The 19,067-nt window shown below is 39.2% G+C and carries 17 protein-coding genes; 6 read left to right on the top strand and 11 right to left on the bottom strand.

Features of this window, described 5'->3' with window-relative positions; genetic code table 11:
* Positions 1–110: 110 nt before the first annotated feature.
* Positions 111–527 carry an MgtC/SapB family protein gene (locus tag H5126_RS11650; RefSeq protein ID WP_002960738.1) on the top strand — a complete coding sequence of 139 codons (417 nt, stop codon included), beginning with the start codon at positions 111–113 and terminating at the stop codon, positions 525–527.
* A 149-nt stretch (positions 528–676) separates the two neighbouring features.
* On the top strand, positions 677–1,861 hold the full coding sequence (locus H5126_RS11645) for a DUF1624 domain-containing protein (protein WP_182715344.1): 1,185 nt from the start codon (positions 677–679) through the stop codon (positions 1,859–1,861).
* Positions 1,862–1,923: 62 nt separating this feature from the next.
* Here H5126_RS11645 and H5126_RS11640 read toward each other — a convergent pair whose 3' ends face one another.
* The gene (locus tag H5126_RS11640; protein ID WP_182720873.1) at positions 1,924–2,949 is read right to left on the bottom strand and encodes an energy transducer TonB; all 1,026 of its coding nucleotides are present in this window, start codon (positions 2,947–2,949) and stop codon (positions 1,924–1,926) included.
* A 191-nt stretch (positions 2,950–3,140) separates the two neighbouring features.
* Positions 3,141–5,048 (bottom strand): beta-ketoacyl synthase, encoded by a 1,908-nt coding sequence (locus H5126_RS11635; protein WP_182720874.1) that lies wholly within the window; start codon positions 5,046–5,048, stop codon positions 3,141–3,143.
* Positions 5,049–5,174: 126 nt separating this feature from the next.
* On the opposite strand from H5126_RS11635, the gene H5126_RS11630 reads away from it, so the two are divergent.
* Positions 5,175–6,185 (top strand): GlxA family transcriptional regulator, encoded by a 1,011-nt coding sequence (locus H5126_RS11630; protein ID WP_138488986.1) that lies wholly within the window; start codon positions 5,175–5,177, stop codon positions 6,183–6,185.
* An 88-nt stretch (positions 6,186–6,273) separates the two neighbouring features.
* A complete protein-coding gene (locus tag H5126_RS11625; RefSeq protein ID WP_182720875.1) occupies positions 6,274–7,500 on the top strand; it encodes an EAL domain-containing protein in 1,227 nt (408 codons plus the stop codon).
* 16 nt (positions 7,501–7,516) lie between these two features.
* On the opposite strand, the gene H5126_RS11620 is transcribed toward H5126_RS11625, so the two are convergent.
* Genes H5126_RS11620 through H5126_RS11610 form a run of 3 tightly spaced genes read right to left on the bottom strand, consistent with a single transcriptional unit; the run spans position 7,517 to position 10,549 of the window.
* Positions 7,517–8,029 (bottom strand): MgtC/SapB family protein, encoded by a 513-nt coding sequence (locus tag H5126_RS11620; RefSeq protein WP_002960746.1) that lies wholly within the window; start codon positions 8,027–8,029, stop codon positions 7,517–7,519.
* An 8-nt stretch (positions 8,030–8,037) separates the two neighbouring features.
* Entirely contained in the window at positions 8,038–9,150 is a 1,113-nt protein-coding gene (locus H5126_RS11615; RefSeq protein WP_182715339.1) for a GNAT family N-acetyltransferase/peptidase C39 family protein, read from the bottom strand.
* Positions 9,151–9,154: 4 nt separating this feature from the next.
* On the bottom strand, positions 9,155–10,549 hold the full coding sequence (locus tag H5126_RS11610; protein WP_024605990.1) for a RimK family protein: 1,395 nt from the start codon (positions 10,547–10,549) through the stop codon (positions 9,155–9,157).
* A gap of 293 nt (positions 10,550–10,842) precedes the next feature.
* Between H5126_RS11610 and H5126_RS11605 the strand changes: the two genes are divergently transcribed.
* Positions 10,843–11,193, top strand: coding sequence for a zinc ribbon domain-containing protein YjdM (locus H5126_RS11605; protein WP_182715338.1), 351 nt, complete (start codon positions 10,843–10,845; stop codon positions 11,191–11,193).
* Positions 11,194–11,332: 139 nt separating this feature from the next.
* Here the strand turns inward: H5126_RS11605 and H5126_RS11600 are convergent, their stop codons facing one another.
* The 6 genes from H5126_RS11600 to H5126_RS11575 all read right to left on the bottom strand — a co-directional run bounded on the left by H5126_RS11600 (position 11,333) and on the right by H5126_RS11575 (position 17,168).
* Complete coding sequence (locus H5126_RS11600; RefSeq protein ID WP_182715337.1) at positions 11,333–11,836, bottom strand: REP-associated tyrosine transposase; 504 nt, start codon at positions 11,834–11,836, stop codon at positions 11,333–11,335.
* A gap of 170 nt (positions 11,837–12,006) precedes the next feature.
* Positions 12,007–12,768: a BRO family protein gene (locus tag H5126_RS11595; protein ID WP_182715336.1), complete on the bottom strand. Its 762-nt coding sequence runs from the start codon at positions 12,766–12,768 to the stop codon at positions 12,007–12,009.
* A 404-nt stretch (positions 12,769–13,172) separates the two neighbouring features.
* Positions 13,173–13,649 carry a GreA/GreB family elongation factor gene (locus H5126_RS11590; protein WP_182720876.1) on the bottom strand — a complete coding sequence of 159 codons (477 nt, stop codon included), beginning with the start codon at positions 13,647–13,649 and terminating at the stop codon, positions 13,173–13,175.
* A 182-nt stretch (positions 13,650–13,831) separates the two neighbouring features.
* Positions 13,832–14,767, bottom strand: a complete 936-nt coding sequence (secF, locus tag H5126_RS11585; protein ID WP_182715335.1) for a protein translocase subunit SecF — start codon at positions 14,765–14,767, stop codon at positions 13,832–13,834.
* The gene (gene secD / locus H5126_RS11580) at positions 14,760–16,598 is read right to left on the bottom strand and encodes a protein translocase subunit SecD (protein WP_182715334.1); all 1,839 of its coding nucleotides are present in this window, start codon (positions 16,596–16,598) and stop codon (positions 14,760–14,762) included. Before secD ends, secF begins: the two co-directional genes overlap by 8 nt.
* A gap of 108 nt (positions 16,599–16,706) precedes the next feature.
* Positions 16,707–17,168, bottom strand: a complete 462-nt coding sequence (locus H5126_RS11575; protein ID WP_182694981.1) for a hypothetical protein — start codon at positions 17,166–17,168, stop codon at positions 16,707–16,709.
* 101 nt (positions 17,169–17,269) lie between these two features.
* Here H5126_RS11575 and H5126_RS11570 point away from each other — a divergent pair, with 101 nt between their 5' ends.
* Positions 17,270–19,048 (top strand): ABC transporter ATP-binding protein/permease, encoded by a 1,779-nt coding sequence (locus tag H5126_RS11570; RefSeq protein ID WP_182715333.1) that lies wholly within the window; start codon positions 17,270–17,272, stop codon positions 19,046–19,048.
* Positions 19,049–19,067: the final 19 nt, after the last annotated feature.

The following is a 19,067-nucleotide window of genomic DNA, read 5'->3' as shown; positions in this document are numbered from 1 at the left end:
TAATTTTTATTAAACTCAGCTTCCTACAATAAACCATTGATTATTAGTTATTTATGCAATGGCCCACTGTTTGCTTATTATTAACAAAATTAACCCGCATAGGCTCAATAATGGAAATTGATTTACAGTGGAATGAAATCATCGATAACTTAATACATTTAGGTATTGCCTACCTACTTGCGCTACCTATGGCTTACGACAGAGAGCGTAGCCATGATGGTGCAGGCCTTCGTACCTTTCCTCTTGTTGCTGTTGCATCGTGTGGGTATGCATTAATAGCGATGTCGGTTTTAGATGGCGCAGAAGCTCAATCTAAAATGTTGCAAGGCATCATTACTGGCATTGGTTTTATTGGCGGTGGCGCAATTTTGAAAAATAACAAATCAACCTCCGGTACAGCAACCGCAGCCAGTATTTGGAATATGGGCTTAATTGGTATAGCTGTGGCCTATAGCCGTTACGAAATAGCCATTTTGCTTGCCATTATTAATTTTATAACGCTAAGGTATGTAAAAAAGTTTAAGTGATAATTGGCTGTATTATTACAAGTAATGCGAGCAAATATTGGTCGTATTACGTGTGTATAATCACTGGTAAAATATAAATACACGATTTCAATTTGATACAATATAACATATAATAAATACAGTTTTAAATCACTCTATATAGCTCTCTTATGCCGCTACCTTCAACCGATAACCGCTTACATCATATTGATATATTACGGGGCATTATAATTATATTTATGGTTATTGACCATGGTATGTATTATTGCCTTAATTACTCAGTTACCGATCCGATGACTATTCCAGGGACTGATCCCGTTACCTTTTTTACGCGTTTTGTTTCTCACTTTTGCGCACCACTCTTCGTATTCTTAGCAGGTCTATCTGCGGCTATAACAGAGCATAAATATGTATCCACTAAAGCATTTTCACAAAGCTTGATTATTCGTGGTTTAGTGCTAATTTTGTTTGAATTTACTATTGTTTCGTGGTCTTGGAGCTTTAACCCACTATACCCAATGCTATACGCACAAGTTATTTGGGCTATCGGCTGGGGCTTTGTTATTTTAGGACTGCTGCGTTTCCTGGGCATTTATGCCATTTTTGTAGCAGGCTTATTACTCGTGTTTGGGCATAATTTATTTGATGGAACAAGCTTTGAGCCTAATACATTTGCACATACTGCTTGGTCTATTGCACATCAAAAAAATGTACTTGATCTCCCTTTTGATTTTCAAATTAGAACAACCTACCCAGTTGCCCCTATTGTTGGCTTAATGGCATTGGCATATTGCGCTGGTGTTTATTACAAAGCGCAACAATACAGTAAAAAAGTGATGAATCACGCATTGTTATTAGGGGTTACTTGCCTTGCGCTTTATGGCATTTTACGTGGGTTTAACTTATACGGTGACATGTCACAGTTTGCTATACATACAAACTCATTACTCACTGTTATGTCGTTTCTAAACCCAACAAAGTATCCGCTTTCGCTGCAGTTTATGTTACTTACTGTTGGCCTTGGGCTTATTTCTTTAAAGGCATTAAGTGGTTTAAAAACCGATTTTTCGCATAACTTTTTACAAGTACTGGGTAAAACAAGTATGTTTTCATACCTTGTGCATTTGTATTTATTACATGCTATTGCTTGGTTACTTATACCTATTCTTGGCTTTAATTTTAGCGATATGACCTACGCAGATACGCTCGTTGGTTTGCCTGAAGGTTATGGCATGAGTTACACAGCAACACTTTTATTTATAGCCGTTGTAATAGGGCTAACAACCCTACTCGCTAAGCGATACATTGTTTGGAAACGAAGCCACAAACATAGCTTAATTGCTAAATATATATAAGTAAAAACACAAACCCCGCATAATATTTGCGGGGTTTTATATCATTAACCAATACGTAAAACTTATAAAAAGCTATCACCACTTTGCTTTAGCGTTACGGTTTGTGCTTGAGCGCTTTTAATTAATAACCCACAACGCACATCGTTTTGTGAAATTACAATTTTATCAATTGTGCTTGTATCGTAATTTACTACTTTGTTCTCGCAGCGTAACTGAACTTTAGTTAGCGGCATTTGCGCTTCAAGCGCTACTTCACTTTTTGACAATAAAGGTAATACCGCCTGCTTAGGCAATAGCTCTATTTGTTGTTTTATATCGCCAGAACTTTTATAAATATCATTAACTTGAGCTAATAACTGTTCCTTATTTTGCTGTGTAAAAGTGATGGATTCAATATTGCCTAACGCATCTATTGCGTCATAGGCACGTACATAATCTTGTTTTGATATAAACCATTGTAATGCATTTTTTATCACACGCTTTTGAATTTGATCTGGTAGGTTACCTCTAAATAAAAACGCTTCGTTGATGTGCTGCTCAAAGCTCTTCCAGTCTTGTACAAAATAACTGTGCTGGCTTTTAAGCCATGCAAGCAAAACAATCTCAACCGTATTTTTCGTATGTTCGTTTTCTAACTCATTAATACGGCTTTTAGCTTCATCGTATTTCTTTTCATCGATTAACTTACTAGCTTGTTCATAATCATTAAAAAAGCCGCGAGACGCTTTATCATTTGAAAATCCAGCATGTAAATTTTGCGAACTTACAGTAATAGTTTTTGCTACAGGTATAGTCTCGCCATTTAATTTTGCACTTTTGTAGTTGAGCTTAGACACGTAATCCATTACTTCTCTTTGGTACTTTTTTTGCCCGACCGTAGCTACAATTTCTATATCACTAACCTGCCCGCTTTTATCGACCACGTAACTGCTTAAATTAATCCCCTCTAACCTCGAAGCGCGCGAGGAAGTATTAGTGAGCTGATCGTAGTTTTTATTAATCACTTCTGCAGGAACAAAGTCGTCTGCAAAAGCAGGAAGTTGAGTAAAAGCAGAAGTTAAAGAAAGCGCTAATATGAGTTTTTTCATCGGTTTTATCCATCCTAGATAGTGTTTATATAATAGAAACAAACGATCAACATAAAAGCAAGTATAAACACAAAAAATAAGTTCAATTAATAAGCTAAATTTGGGGGGTAACAAAAATAATCTAATAGCTACATATATTTTAGGCATTAAAAAAGGCGCTTAAAAAGCGCCTTGCTAACAAGTATGTGTGCTTAAAACATATCTTGGTAGGAGTTTGTTATGCTAAACGTAATTGCTTTTTCAAAGCCTGGTAACTGAATACTTTGCTCGTCTATTACAATGTCGTTGTCGTCAATAAGTCCGTCGCCAAAGCGATAAATAAGCTCGTACTGGCCTAAATCTGCTTGTGTTTGATACGTTTTCTGCGAAGCGCTAACCACACTATTTTTCTGTGTGTAACTAGTCATAACATCATCGCCATGGCGCTTAGCAAGCATTTGCATTGTTACTTTTGGTGAAAGTACAGTCGCTGTTGCATTGTTTCCACCAAAGCCTTTTGAATTTATAAAAGCAATATCCATATCAGCGCATTCGTAATGGCTATTACGAATATCAAGATGGTCGCTGTAAACATCATCAGCCACTTTATCAATTGTGGTAATACCCGGCATAATATTATGACTAAATATGCCTAACGCAATCGCTAACTGGTCACCACTTGCAGGTGCAATAGTATGGCCAACATACGCTTTTGGCGCTGTTACTTTCCAGTTATCAATAGCAAACGTTTGCGCTACTTTATGATAAATCAAAGACTCTGTTACACGGTTTTGCGGTGTACTAGAACCATGAGCTAAAATAAAGCTACGTTCTTGCAGTGCTTCTTTACCTAATAAGCTGCTAGCAAGTGCAGCTGATTTTGCCATTGTAATATAGTTACCAGGTCCAGGTGATGTAATCGACTTTTTAACGCCATCTGCATTTACAAACACATCCGGTACGCTGCCCATAATATCAGCGCCCAACTCAAGGGCTAAAGCATCATCCATTAAAATAGCAACTTGCGCGCCCTCACCTAATGTAAAGCCACAGTTATCGCCAAATGGGCGGCTGCTATTACGGTAATCTGGTTCTTCATCATTTGATAAGTTATCTAAACGGCGCAAACCTTCAACGTTTGCAAGTGCGCTCATGTTACCAAAGCCTTCTACAACTTCTGGTGTAATAGCACACTCAACACTTGCGACAACCGCAACGCGTGTACGCCCTGCTTGTATGTCATTAACCGCTGCACGTAAATTATATAAAAACGTTGCACATGCGCCCGAGGTCGAAAACGTAGTCCCTACATTGCCCGTAACATAGGCATTAATAAAATCGGTAGACATTGTATTTAAGCCCAGTGCTAACTGCTTAGTGCTAACACGGTCGCCTTGTTGGCGCGCTTTTACTAAACCACCTAGGCCTTTGTCGTCCATTTGGCCAATTACCGATGCTGAATAGGTACCAATTTTATCTGGCTCTACGCTATTCATAATATGCTGCCAATCAAGCCCTGTTGATTTAATCGCATCTGTAGCTGCAAAAATAGTGGCTTGCAAACCACGAGGCTGATAGCGGCTGTTATACATAACTGATGGATCAAACCCAGTCGGAAATTGCCCAGCAGATTTAATTGGGTTATCGCGTGTTGAGTCATGCTTTACGTCTAAGTCGGCTGCAATAGTTACTTTAACTTTTTTGCCTTCAAGCTCTTCAACTTGCCAGCTAGCTGGAATAGGTGCAGGTAAGTCGCGAGCACGCGTTTCAAACACAATTGCGTTATCGCTTGATGCGGTTAGTGTCATTTTTTGCTGCCACGGTGTTGCGTCGGCATCAAAGTGTTCTTTTTCAATTTTACGAATAAGTGTACCAGCAATAATTTGCTCACCAAAGCGTGCTTCTATGTCGCTTTGCTCAACATTATTACCTTGTGTATCTTGTAATTGGCCGTTTACAACGCTTACTAGATTCATCAGTGTGGCGAGGCCTAAAAATGTTTCACTGCGATCTTGAGCATTTAAACTATCTAACACGATACGGCGATAACCTTGATGAAAAGAAGTACGGCCAGCGGCGTTAATGCCACCCATGCCTACTATAACGGGTAATGCTGTCATAATTTACCTTTTAGAAACGTGTTATGAGGAGAAGAGGCAGTTTAAATGGATTACGCACCACACATTGTGCTTTAATAGCCAAATATTCAGCACAAAAGGCCAAAATGTACTGGTCGGAGCATTTATATGACTGATAAACACACTAATCCACCTCTAAACATTGCTATAGCGGTATATCCGCATTTATTAGTGACTAGTTTAACGCTGCCTATAGAAATGCTAAGAGCCGGCGAGGCCTTTGCTAAAGGGCATCTTGATAAGCAAAGCTTTAGGCCACTTGCTATAAATTTAGTGGCTAAAAGTGCTGAATCTATACCCACCCGTGCAGGCCTTGCTATAAATCCTGATTGCATAACAACTAACGCGCCCTACAGCGATTTGATTATAGTGCCGGGTATTTGGCGGAACCCACGCCCAGTGGTGCGAACAAATCAGGAAATAGTTGATTGGCTAAGTGAAAGCTTTAGCGCAGGCAGCCATATAATTGGTGTCGGTACTGGCAACTGTTTATTAGCTGAGGCTGGCTTACTTGATGGCCACCCTGCTACCACCCATTGGCATTACGCCAAACAATTTAGCCATGACTACCCGCAGGTGCGCTTAAAGCCCGACTTTTTTATAACCCAATCAGAGCGCATGTATACCGTAGCAAGCCTTAATGCCCTTGCAGATGTTATCGTACATATTATCAGCCAGTACTACACAAAAGCCGCCGCGCAGCATGTAGAGCGTAATTTTTCGCACGAAATACGCAAACCCTACGAAGATCAACGCTATTTAGAAGGTGCAGTAGACCGCCACCCCGATGAGCTAATTGCGCAAATTCAATTTTGGCTAAAAACGAATTTAGCCACCGAGCTAAACTTGCAAGAAGTCGCTGCCCAATTTAGCTTAAGCTATCGTACTTTTACCCGCCGCTTTAGAGCCGCAACGAACCAAAGCCCTATTGAGTATTGGCAACAATTACGCGTAGAAGGTGCGAAAGAGTTATTAGCATCATCAAATTTATCAATTCAAGAAGTGGCTTTAGAAGTTGGATATAACGACCAAGGGCATTTAACCCGCGTGTTTAAAAAAGTATTAAGCCAAACACCCAGTGGCTACAGAAAAGTAGTTAGGAGAAAGTTGTTTGGCTAACCAGCGACGACACTCTAAATTGGCATTTTTTTATACATAAATTATACTCTTATCAATAATATAATTTACGCCATACCAAGGTAACTGCATGAGAGATAAACTTAGTAAGCACCTTTTTGATCCACAAAGCGATGCTTCTATTGAATCAAAGTTATTAAAGTTACTTTCACTTGTACGAAAACATTTAAGTATGGAAGTCGCGTTTATTTCAAAATTCACCAATACTGAGCGCGTTTTTAAAGTGGTAGATAACCAAACTACAAATACATGCGTATCAGTAGGTAATTCAGATCCAATTTGCGAAACTTACTGTAAAAAAATATCTGATAACGAGCTAGAACAAATAATCCCTAATACTCTTGAGCACCCAATAACCCGCAACATGCCAGTCACAGAAAAGCTAAATATTGGCTCTTATATTGGTGTACCCATTATTTTATCCACCGGAAAAGTTTATGGAACTTTTTGCTGTTATAAAACCGTATTAGACAATGCCCTGAACGACAAAGATTTGTCATTTCTTAGGCTCATTTCTGAAATAGCTACTGAGTTAATCGAAAAAAAAGTTCAGTCTGACATTTTAAATAATGAGTCAAAGTCGCTTATTGAAAATATTATAAAAACAAACGATATTACGATTTATTTTCAGCCCATATTTAATTTATCAACCAACCAACTTTCGGGTTATGAATCTCTGTCACGCTTTTTTATTAAACCCTATAAAACACCTGATATTTGGTTTAAAGATGCTGAAAAACTGGGTTTAGGAGAAGCATTAGAAATACTTGCTATACAAAATACATTACATTGCTTAGATCAATTTGATGAAAAAGCTTATATCACTATAAATACTTCACCTCAGCATATTTTATCAGGCTCAATAGACAAAGTATTACAAAGCATCGATTGTAATAGAATAATTTTAGAAGTGACTGAACATTCACCTATTTTAGACTACCAAGCGATGCGAACTGCACTTCAACCATTAAGAAGCAAAGGCGTAAGATTAGCTATAGATGATGTTGGAGCTGGCTATTCGTCTTTTCAACATATTTTAGAATTAGAGGCAGATATCATTAAGTTAGATATAAGCCTCACTCAAAATATAAATAAAGACAGTAGAAAGTTTTTATTAGCTAAAGCACTATGCGGATTTGCCAAAGCTATTAATTGCTCAATTGTAGCTGAGGGTATAGAAAATCAAGATGAATTAAACACACTAAGAAAACTAGGCGTTGATAACGTACAAGGCTATTTTATTGGGCGCCCAGCTCCTATTGAAGATGCCATCCAATATCAAACAATTACGCTATAATTAATAAACGCCACTTTTAGTGGCGTTCTGATTCGTTAAATTCTTTTCGATAATAGCGCTTTTGATAGTTTTTTACTTTAGTGTGTACGCCTTTGCTTAAGCTTTTAAATTTAGCCTCAAGTACGTCTACACCGTATAAAATACCGACCACCAGCACCGAGAGTTTTATTGCAGCCCCAAGGTTTTCTGTCGCTATCATCACGCCTATTGATGCAAGCACCCAAATGGTTGCAGCAGAGGTTACGCCAACTACCGCACCATCTTTTGCGAGCATAACGCCTGCCCCTAAAAAGCCAATACCTGTAATTATTTGCCCAACTACACGAGAATGATCTATTACATCCCCTTGTAAATTAAACGCAGTGGATAAAAACAAATACGTACCCAACGTTATTAGGGCTGATGTACGAATACCTACAGGCTTGCCGCGCAATTGGCGCTCTATTCCAATAATAGCACCACAAAAAGCCGCAGTACCAATAGCTGCCCATGAATACGGGGCTACATCAATTAAATCTAAAAAAGTCACTGTTAACCTTATATTTTATTAGCTATAGCCACCGCCGTTCTTAAACGTTGGCTACCAAACGCTGACATTTTGCTAAAATCACTTCGTGCAATAGGTACATATTGGCAATCTATTGCGAGCTGTTTATCGTTACCGGGCTCACAAAACGGATCGTGAACATACACGCAGTGCTCATCAAGGTGCGTAACACACACCCAGTGTGGCGATTTTTTACCATCAAAACTGTATGTACTAATTAATAACAGCACACTAAAGCCTTTACTTAACCACTGCTCAATATGCTCAAGCTCTACATCTTTATACGTAAGCGGTATATTTGCTTGTGCAATACCATCTACAAATTGTTGATGCACGGTGGCAAGTACCACTTTTTTGTTTTCGTTACGTACGCCATCTAAAAACAAAGGCTCTGTGGTATTAACCATTACCTCGCTTTTAAAACCACGCTTATTAGCCCCAAGTGCCAAACCAAACGGATGGCAACCACCATGACCCGATGTCATAAAAATGGTGGTACCTTCACGCCAAAGTGCCAGCTCATGCGATTGGGTAAGCTCAGTTGTTGGCTCAAGTGCGCCCATTGCCATTAATAGTGCAGCAGGTCCGCACGTAAACTCAGTAGTTTGCTGATACCACGGCGTTAAACGCGCCACTTTTAACTCACTCGTTTGTCGAATGTTTTTTTGCATTCGTAGTGCGTCACTGTGGTCATCGTAATAATCGCTATATTGACCAAACACTCTGTAACCTAAGCTTTTATAAAGCCCTATCGCACCTTGGTTATTTACAGCCACTTCTAAACGAAGGTAAATACGCCCTCGCTCATACGTTTCTTTTTCAAGGCTAGTAAGCAATGTCTTTGCAACGCCCTTACCTTGCATTGTAGGTTTTACAGCAAGCGAATATAAACGCGCTAAACGCGTCCCTTTATGGCACCACACTAATCCATATCCACATACTTGCTCGCCATTTTGGGCAACGAGTAAAATACCGTGTTTTGCACTAAGCCAGCGTTTTAAACTACGCGGACTTAATTTATCGTTATTAAAGCAAGCGTTTTCAACGTCAATCAGTGCATTTAAATCACTACTAAGCGCCTTTCGAATAACAAGGTTGCTCATGTTATTACCCACGGCCTCGTGCTTCTAAGCGTTGTTTAAACTCATCCATAATGATCATGTATAGCTCGTCGCCTAAATAGCCGTCTTCTACCTTGTGATCAATACTTGGGTTGTCGTTTACTTCAAGTACATATGCTTTGCCTTGATGCTCTTTAACATCTACGCCATATAAACCCCTACCCACTGTTTTACATGCTTTTAATGCTGCATCTAACACCGCTTTTGGTAACTCAAAGGTTGGTAGAGTTTCAAAGCCGCCAGAGAAAAACCGTTTAGCGTCGTGGTTATAAATTTGCCAATGGTTACGCGCCATTAAATAGCGGCATGCATAAATTGCACGGCCATTTAACACACCCACTCGCCAATCATATTCGGTATACATGTACTCTTGTGCAAGCACTAATGCGCTATATTCAAACAGCTCTGTAAGCTTAGCGGCAAGCTCATCACGGTTTGAAACTTTAAACACACCTTTTGAGAACGACCCTTCAGGCATTTTTAAAACAAGCGGATACGTAAACGCTTCTTCTAATTGCTCAAGCGTTTCATTTGCTTGATCAGCCACTACAACCGTTTTTAAACTTGGCACTTTTTGATAATTAAATGCATCGTGTAAATACACTTTATTACAACAACGTAAAATAGACTCAGCATCGTCAATAACCACTAAACCCAGGCTTTGCGCTTTGCTTGCAAGGCGATACGTTGGGTGGTCAATCGCTGTAGTTTGGCGAATAAATAACGCATCAAACTGGGCAATGTTATCAATTTCGTCAAAGCTTAATGCTTGTGCATAAATACCGTGTTTAGCCGCTGCTTTAATAAAACGTGCAATGGCGTCTTTGTCACTCGGTGGTACTTTTTCGTTATGATCAACAAGTATTGCCATGTCCCATCTAAAACGACGTTGCACAGAACTAATACGCCACTGCGTTTTAGTAAAGTTATCTAGCTTGGCTACAAATTCGCTGTACTGCTGCTCGCTTAAAGACGACATCGAGCCTTGTTGCAATAAGCCTTGCTCATCAACAAATAAAATAGGCGTTGGGTATTGTTTAAATACCGACTTTGCCGCTTTTGATTGTAAATCGTTTTGGGCATTACCAAAATAAAGTGTGCCATCTATTTGGCCCACATTTAACATAGGAGCTTGGCCACTACGAAGTGCATTAATGGTTTTTACACTGGGTAAAACTTGGTGTTTGCGCGCCTCAGCAAGTAACGAGCAATAGTAACCTTTGCTCAAGTATTGGCTTGAGTCGCACAGATTAATAATGCGTGTTTTTGGTTCGTTATGTTTTGGGTAATCACGTAAGTAGGTATTAAACGTAATTACATTTTCGAACGATTGAGCAAGAGTTTGCTCGTTGTTATCAACCACAATTAAGGTTTTAAACACGACTTTTCCTAGTTAAGTCAAAATATAAAAAGCATGCTTAGTAAAATACTAAGCATTATAAATAGAAACACCCATCGTACTAAGTGGGCATTGCGCGAATCACTTAATATGATGGGTGCTTTAACAGGTACCTACTGTACGAGTTAGCGCTTAAATTGCTTAAGCGACATGTGCTTTATATGCCCTTTTTTAAAAACGCACAAACGAGATATTTTTAGCGTGAAGATGAAAAATATTGATTAACTAATAATGCAGATTAAAATACGCAAAACAACACCTTATGAGAGTTAAAAATGTCGCTGCCTGCTTGCCCAAAATGCCAATGTGAATATGTTTACGAAGACCAACAACTGCTTATTTGCCCCGAGTGCGCCCATGAGTGGAACCCAAATACTACAAATGATGAAGACGCAATTTTAGTAAAAGATGCCAACGGCACTTTACTTAATGATGGCGATAAAGTGACCGTAGCCAAAGATTTAAAAATTAAAGGCAGCTCGCAAGTAATTAAAATTGGCACCAAAGCGGTCGTTAGAAGAGTGCTTGATAAAAAAGATCACGAACTTGATTGTAAAGTAGAAGGCATTGGCGAAATGATGGTAACAGCGAAATTTGTGAAAAAAGCTAATTCGCAGGTCGGATAAATGGCGAAGCCATGCCATCCGACGCGTAATAAAGGCCAAAGTTATTTCATTCAACAACAAACTTTTGTACAAAGCTAAAGTGTATTATGTTGCTATGGCTTTGTCGGATGGCGCTTCGCTTATCCGACCTACAAATAATTTATATCTTTTCGCCACACCAGTTATTCGTATAAATCCCTCGCTTTACGGCTCTGTGAAAACTTGAATAAGGCCAATCAACTATTCGACTAACTAGACCATGCTTTAACGGATTAAAATGAACATAGTTAACATGGTGCCAATAATCATTATCATCCCTGATGGTATGTTCCCAAAAACGGCGTTGCCAAATTCCTCGCTCATTTTTACGTTTTCTTGTTTGAGTTAAAAACTCTGTTTTTGGGAGTGATTTTGAAAATCGCTTTTTAATTTCTCGCCAGCGCCCAGAATAATCCGTATCGTTGTCTGGCAAGGTTAAAACCGCATGAAGGTGATCGGGTAGCACAACCCATGCATCTATATAAAATGGCCTTTGGAATTTAACAACGCGGATAGACTCTCTTAATAAATCAATATGCTCAACTAACAACGATTTATTACGGTCGAGCAAATTAACAGTAAAAAAATATGACCCTCCTTTTACATAATTCCGACGATATTGCATTGTATGTCCACTATATTATTAGATACCTATTAGATAAATAAAGCGTAAATTTAGGATATATACAACATTGGCGTAGGTCGGATAAATGGCAAAGCCATGCCATCCGACAATAGATTTATGAACAAAGGTAATAGTTTATCGTGTTGGTAATTAGGCTGGGTGTCCCCTAATTATTTATCTATTTGTAATTCTTTAGCTGCAGCAACTAATACATACATAGGGAATTGAAGAACTTCCTGCGATTTAACTATGACTCTTCTTGATGGTTCTCCTTTTTCTGCACAGATTTTTATACACCACCCAAGAACAAGCTGCTCCTCTGTTTTGTCAATTCCGTGTAAATTACAAAAATCCATAACACACATAAAATCAATTTGTTGATTGTTCGATTCTATATTTTGTAATTTATTGCCAAGATGATTTAGCATTTTTTCATGTGTATTAAATTGTTCCTGAGTTTTACGTTCCAACTCTTCTCTTTGTTCAATTTCCATTAAAAGAGTAGTAGCTAGCCTTTTAACATCAGAGTCTTGAGAAACTAACGGTGGTGGGTATTCACCATATTTGGTTAATGAAGGTACAACCTCATGAAACAACCATCTTTGGAAAGTTTTACCTGCAATAGTTTTATCACTAGATAAAACTCGATATAACCCAGGTTGTGTAACAAAAATTTCTTCATCATCAGAATACTTGCCACCTATGACTGGTTCCATAATATATTCATCTGAATCAAGCGCATTCAATTGCCCTTTAAGCACGTTCACCATAGATTTAGCGACATGATTTTCATTAATTTCACGATTTTCTTTATTTAACGTAATAAGTACGTCTCTTAAAGAAACATATAAAATATCATCTCTATGAAATGTTCTTATATCGCTAGAACCAGTTTCACCTGTATAGCAAACTTTGACTAAATTATTATTCATGTGCTTTAAATGAACTCCTAAATTGATGTAGTGAACTAGCAACTTACCGAACACCACTTTGGGGTTTTATAACATCCCAAAACGACGTGTATTACTTAGCCCAGTAATTCCACTAAATAACTTCAATGTAAACAAATGATTAGCCATGTTATAAAATAGGCTCTGTTGTTTTGCACCAAAACGACTTTTAATAGTGTTATGAGACAAAATTACCTTTGTCGGATGGCGCTTCGCTTATCCGACCTACATTTAAAGATTACATATTCACCACGTCAGGTATTAAAGCATTGACGTAGGTCGGATAAGTGGCGAAGCCATGCCATCCGACAATTAATTTATAAAAAAGCGTTTATTACTTTGGTATGGCTCTGCCAGTAAACGTTTCTCTCTTAAAAACCAAAGCTTTATAAAATCTCTACCACTACATATTCGTGGGCTTTACCTGCAATTGTTAACGTAATTTCATCATCAATCTGTTTATTTAGTAACTGCTTACCCATTGGTGCGCCGGGTGTTACAACAGCAATTGCGTGCTTTTTAACGTTTACTGTTAAACCACCAGCTGCAGGGCCTAAATAAAACCATTTTTGGGCTGCGTTATCATCTTCTAAACACACCAACGAACCGATAGCTATTTTGTCGGTTGGTTTTTCATTAAAGGCAGGTACGAACAATTCTATGCTTTTATAGCAATCGTTTACGCGCTGGGCTTGGCCTTGTGCTAAATAAGCGGCTTCGAGCCCTAGGGTATCGTATTTGTTTTCGGCTATGTTTTCTTCATGTGTGGCGGTGTCGTGCGCGGTTTTTGCCGCTACTTTTGCTGTTGTAAGCTGCGCTTCTAGCGCAAAACGAAGATGTTCGATAACGTGGGTTTTATTCATGGGGATTAATACAATACTGGCAGTAAAAATAAGGCAGTTAGTTTAACATTTTTGCTAGGCTTAAAACCATTGTTTTAAACCCCCGCAAGTTTGGTGGGAATACTAGCGGGGCTTAAATTAGCATTAAACAAGCAAAGAGCTGTTGGTTGGTGCAGCTCTTTGCTTGTGCTTTATTAAAAACCTTATGGCATATCTAATAATGTTTGCGTGTGGGCATCTACTTTAACTTCGTAGTTTTTAGCGCTTAAGCCCAATAGCTCTGGCAAGGTTGCCGCTATACAAATAGACGAGAACGTACCCACTACAATGCCGGTAAATAATGCTATAGCAAAGCCTTGCAGTGGTGCGCCTGCAAGTAACCAAACGCTCGCAACCGTCGCAAGTGTGGTACCCGACGTTATTAAGGTGCGCGTTAGTGTGCTTTTAATCGCATTATTAATAATAGTCGCTGGGCTAAGTACATTATTTGATTGAACACGTAAAAGCTCACGCACTCTATCCCCCACTATTATTGAGTCGTTAAGTGAGTAACCAATAATAGCCAGTAAGCTGGCCAGCACGGTCAGGTTAAACTCAATTTGTAATAGTGAAAATAACCCAAGTACAAGTATTAAATCGTGCACTAGCGCAACCACAGAGCCTACCGCTAATCGCCATTCAAAACGCACTGCAAGGTAAATCATTACCGCAATCATTGCAGCAAACATTGCTAAACAGCCTTGATCAAATAACTCATCGCCCACTTGTGAGCCAATATAAGCTGACGATAATACCTGTGCGTTTATATCATCGTTTTGTGTAACAGCGCTTTGCCAATCAAGGCTATTAGCTGTTGTTGATGCACTTGGCGCTTCTCTTAATTGAAAATGACTATTACCTTGCGCGGTTAGCTCAAACTCACCGTTGTGATTTTTAGCAATAAACGATTGAAGCTCTTTTAGTTCAACACTTTGGCTGGTTGTAAACTCAGTTAAATAACCGCCGGTAAAATCTAGGCCAAAATTTAGACCTTTTTGCGTAAGCGTAAATACGGATAGCAGCACTAAAATGGCACTTAAAAGCATACCCATAAAGCGTAAACGTGTGCCCGCCTCGCCTTTCAAAAAAGTGTTAAGCATGTGCTTTTTCTCCTACTTTTTTACCCATTTTTAAATACAACGTTTGGCTTAATATTTTTGATACGTACACACCTGTAAATACAGACGTTAAAAGCCCCAGTGCGAGTGTAATGGCAAAACCTTTAACGGGCCCATAGCCTATGCCGTATAAGATAAGTGCGGTTATCATGGTGGTTATATTGGCATCAAATATTGTATTTGCGGCTTGTTTATAACCCTCTTGAATAGCTTGATATGGTGCACGGCCTTGGCGGCGTTCTTCTTTAATGCGTTCAAATATTATTACGTTAGTGTCTACCGCCATACCTATGGTTAGCACCAGGCCAGCGATACCCGGAAGCGTTAACACAACCCCTGGTAATAATGACATTAAGCCCACAAGCGACGTTAAATTTAATATAAGTGCCACGTTTGCAATAAGGCCTAAACGACGATACCAAAGCGCCATAAATGCAAGGGTAATACCCATACCTAACATAAGCGCGGCTAAGCCATTACTAATATTTTCGCTGCCGAGGCTTGGCCCTATTGTTTGTTCGTGCACAATTGTAACGGGTGCTGTAAGCGAGCCTGCACGTAGTAATAATGCCAGATCGGCTGCCGCTTGTTGGCTTTTCATATTGGTAATACTAAAACGCGAACTTAAATGCTGAGCAATATTGGCAACGTTAATAACTTCGCTTTTTTTAACTACTTCGCCTTTAGCATTTTGAGAGTACTCAGAGTAAACCGTCGCCATTGGCTTACCAATATTGGCTTTTGAAAACGCCGACATTGCATCCCCGCCTTGGCCGTCTAGGCTTAGTTGTACCAATGGTTTACCCCAATCGTCGCGGCCTATGTTTGCATTATTAATATGATCGCCTGTAAAAATTGGCACAGGATCGAGCTTTATCTTTCCGCCCGATTGCATATTAAATGTTTGCCCGCCAATTTCTTTTAATTGATAAAAACCAAGCGATGCTGTTGCACCAATAATACGTTTTGCTTCGGTTGGATCTTGCACGCCTGGTAGCTCTATACGAATGCGGTGCTTTCCTTGGCGCTGTGTTACCGCTTCGGTAATGCCTAACTCTTCAATACGTGAACGAAGGGTTGTGAGTGTTTGCCCCATTACTTCTTTATCAAAGCTGCTGCGGCCTTGCTCCGAATAACTAAATTTGGCAGTTTTAACGCTGCCGTTATTGCTTGTTACAACGGCTAAATTAGCAAACCGGCTTTGTAGCTCTTCAATAACGGGGGTTAACTTGTCTGTTGCATTAGGCAATGCGTTTATTTCAAACCCGTGCTGAGTTTGCTGCGCTTTTACGCCATGTGCTTTTTGCTTAATAATGATTGATTTAGCTTGTTGATACGCACTGACTAACTGCTCATCAACGGCTTTATCTAAATCTACGTCTAATACAAATAGCACACCGCCATTTAAATCAAGGCCCAGCTTTATTGGTGATAAACCAAAATTTTGTAACCATGTAGGGCTGGTTGCATGCTCAACAATTTTAACTTGCGTGTTTGGGTATTGCGCTTTTATAGCCGCTTGTGCCTGAGCGCTTTTAGTTGGCTCGTTTAAAAGTACATTAATAGTTGATTGCTTATCTAAACCCTGCTCAACCTCTAACCCTTGGTTATTTAAAAAAGTAACTAGCGTTTTAGTGCTCGGTAAAGATTGCGTTTCACTGTGCGGAGCAGCACTAATGTGCAACCACGATTTATTTGGGTATAAATTTGGTAATGCGCTGATAGCTAATAAAACCAATACTATTAGCATGGCTATATAGCTTAATTTGAACTTAGCCGTAGACGGTTTTTTGTCTTTTTTAAAACTTAACATGTTGAATCCTTATTGCCAGCAAAGCTAGCAACGTACTTTTTAAAAGCACAATTAATCTGCAGGCTAAAACTTTAAAAGTTAAAACCTAATAAAATTAAATAAGGAAAATTAAGCGTGGTAGGTAGTTACAGCTCTGTAGAGTAAATTAACGTCTTTCCAGCCACTCAAGCGCGACTTTTTACTATTAGTTACAAGCGTATACCAAGGCTGTATAGGATTAATCGCTCTTGGTCGTAAGAATATATGCCTAACAAGATTTTGAGCAAAAAATTCAAAAACCACATCGTATTCTGGCTCACTTTGAACAGTGTGCAAAAACAATGATGAATTATTGGCAGTTAACCTTGGTTGGTGCGCGTCAAAATCGGTTTGATGCGTTTTTTTATGCTGCGCAGTATCTACAGACTTACTAATAGGCTGTATTTTAGTTAAATCGGCAATATCAGTAAGCGAAACCTGCGTACTAACAGTAATATTTAAATTTTGTGAGGCGCCCATAGCATTGCTCTGCACACTAAAAAGTGCAGCAAGTAGCAAAAAGGCAGTTAAAAACACTCTAAATTTAAACATTCACGTTTTAAAACTAAAATAAGGGATGCGTAGTATATAAGGGCAAGCATTTAAAATACAATGCTTATTAATTAAGTATTTAGTTTTAACAGAGATCACTAATGCGCCCCAGACAAAGCACAGAAAAACGCCCCGACGCCATGAATTTACGCCAAAGTGTAAAAACACTGTGGCCCTACCTTACAAAATTTAAAGGCCGTGTTTTTATTGCACTTATGGCGCTTATAGGCGCAAAAGGTGCCACTTTGTTAATGCCGTGGGCACTTAAAGAAATTATAGACTCGGTAGATAAGTCGATTAACCCACTGTTAGTTATCCCCGCTTTATTGTTATTGATGTACGGTGCACTGCGTTTTGCTAGCGTATTTTTAGGTGAGATAAGAGATGCTGTATTTTCTCGCGTAACCGAGCACGCTATGCGTGATATTGGTTTAAAAGTATTTAAGCATTTGCACTCACTTGAGCTGGCTTTTCATTTAGATAGGCAAACTGGCGGTATTAGCCGCGATATAGAACGCGGTACTAGTGGGTTAAGTTTTTTAATGCGCTTTTTAATGTTTAACATTGTGCCTACTTTGTTTGAAATACTGACCGTTGCGATTATTTTTGGCACGTTGTTTTCTGTTTGGTTTGCGCTGATTACATTACTGGCAGTTGCTATTTATATTACCTTTACTGTGGTGGTTACTCAGTGGCGAAACCGCTTTATTAGAGAAGCAAATGCTGCCGACAATAAAAGTAATACCCGCGCAATAGACAGCCTGCTTAATTATGAAACTGTAAAATATTTTAATAATGAGCAGTTTGAAGCCAAAACGTACGACACCTTTTTAGCAAACTGGGAAAAAGCCCGTTTAAAAAATAGAATGTCGTTGCTCGCCCTCAACTCAGGCCAAGCACTTATTATTGCCTGTGCTATTACCGCGTTAATGTGGTTGGGCTCAACCGAGGTAGTTGCAGGTACGCTTTCTATTGGTGAACTAGTGATGATCAACGCGTATATGATTCAATTGTTTTTACCGCTTAACTTTTTAGGCTTTGTGTACCGCGAAATAAGACGCGCGCTAACCGACCTTGAAAACATGCTTGGGCTACTTAACAAAAAACCACAAATAACCGATGCACTTAATGCTAAAGAGCTCAATATTAGCCAAGGTGAAATAACATTTAATAATGTAAGTTTTAGTTACGATGCGCATCGCCCTATTCTTAATAATCTTAGCTTTAGTGTTAAAGCAGGCAGCAAAGTAGCTATTGTTGGTGCCAGTGGGGCTGGTAAAAGCTCATTGGCGCGACTGCTTTATCGTTTTTATGATGTAAGCGCCGGTGAAATCAGTATTGATAATCAAGCAATAAACTCAGTTACACTTAATAGTTTACGAAAAGCTATTGCAATAGTCCCGCAAGACACCGTGCTGTTTAACACCACCATTCGTGAAAATATCGCTTACGGCAGACCATCAGCAAGCGATGCTGAAATTGACGAAGCCATTGCTATGGCCCATTTAAAAGACTTTATAGGCACACTTGATAAAGGCGATAAAACACTGGTTGGCGAGCGCGGTTTAAAAGTATCAGGCGGCGAAAAACAGCGTATTGCCATTGCCCGCGCTATTTTGAAAAAATCCCCTATTTTAATTTTTGATGAAGCAACATCTGCACTCGACTCTCATTCTGAGCAAGCAATTCTCGCAGCAATGCGTGAAGTTGCCAGTAACCATACGAGTATTGTTATTGCTCATCGGTTATCTACTATTACCGATGCAGACACCATTATTGTGCTCAAAGCCGGACAAATTATTGAGCAAGGTAAGCACGATGAATTACTTACACTCGCCGGAGAATACGCCCGTATGTGGGAACTACAGCATAAAAAATAAATAGTGTGTGACCCCTCTT

It is taken from the genome of Pseudoalteromonas sp. SG45-3, from assembly GCF_014164075.1.
In the GTDB taxonomy this organism is placed as follows: Bacteria; Pseudomonadota; Gammaproteobacteria; order Enterobacterales; family Alteromonadaceae; genus Pseudoalteromonas; species Pseudoalteromonas distincta.
The sequence above is the reverse complement of the archived record's forward strand: the minus strand, read 5'-3'. Positions and strand labels throughout refer to the sequence as shown.

Excerpts from the sequence above, each read along its gene's own strand:
- secF (WP_182715335.1), bottom strand. The coding sequence starts at position 14,767 with ATGCTTAACACTTTTTTGAAAGGCGAGGCGGGCACACGTTTACGCTTT.
- H5126_RS11640 (WP_182720873.1), bottom strand. The coding sequence starts at position 2,949 with ATGAAAAAACTCATATTAGCGCTTTCTTTAACTTCTGCTTTTACTCAA.
- H5126_RS11600 (WP_182715337.1), bottom strand. The coding sequence starts at position 11,836 with ATGCAATATCGTCGGAATTATGTAAAAGGAGGGTCATATTTTTTTACT.
- H5126_RS11595 (WP_182715336.1), bottom strand. The coding sequence starts at position 12,768 with ATGAATAATAATTTAGTCAAAGTTTGCTATACAGGTGAAACTGGTTCT.
- H5126_RS11590 (WP_182720876.1), bottom strand. The coding sequence starts at position 13,649 with ATGAATAAAACCCACGTTATCGAACATCTTCGTTTTGCGCTAGAAGCG.
- H5126_RS11650 (WP_002960738.1), top strand. The coding sequence starts at position 111 with ATGGAAATTGATTTACAGTGGAATGAAATCATCGATAACTTAATACAT.
- secD (WP_182715334.1), bottom strand. The coding sequence starts at position 16,598 with ATGTTAAGTTTTAAAAAAGACAAAAAACCGTCTACGGCTAAGTTCAAA.
- H5126_RS11605 (WP_182715338.1), top strand. The coding sequence starts at position 10,843 with ATGTCGCTGCCTGCTTGCCCAAAATGCCAATGTGAATATGTTTACGAA.
- H5126_RS11630 (WP_138488986.1), top strand. The coding sequence starts at position 5,175 with ATGACTGATAAACACACTAATCCACCTCTAAACATTGCTATAGCGGTA.
- H5126_RS11615 (WP_182715339.1), bottom strand. The coding sequence starts at position 9,150 with ATGAGCAACCTTGTTATTCGAAAGGCGCTTAGTAGTGATTTAAATGCA.
- H5126_RS11575 (WP_182694981.1), bottom strand. The coding sequence starts at position 17,168 with ATGTTTAAATTTAGAGTGTTTTTAACTGCCTTTTTGCTACTTGCTGCA.
- H5126_RS11645 (WP_182715344.1), top strand. The coding sequence starts at position 677 with ATGCCGCTACCTTCAACCGATAACCGCTTACATCATATTGATATATTA.
- H5126_RS11570 (WP_182715333.1), top strand. The coding sequence starts at position 17,270 with ATGCGCCCCAGACAAAGCACAGAAAAACGCCCCGACGCCATGAATTTA.
- H5126_RS11625 (WP_182720875.1), top strand. The coding sequence starts at position 6,274 with ATGAGAGATAAACTTAGTAAGCACCTTTTTGATCCACAAAGCGATGCT.
- H5126_RS11635 (WP_182720874.1), bottom strand. The coding sequence starts at position 5,048 with ATGACAGCATTACCCGTTATAGTAGGCATGGGTGGCATTAACGCCGCT.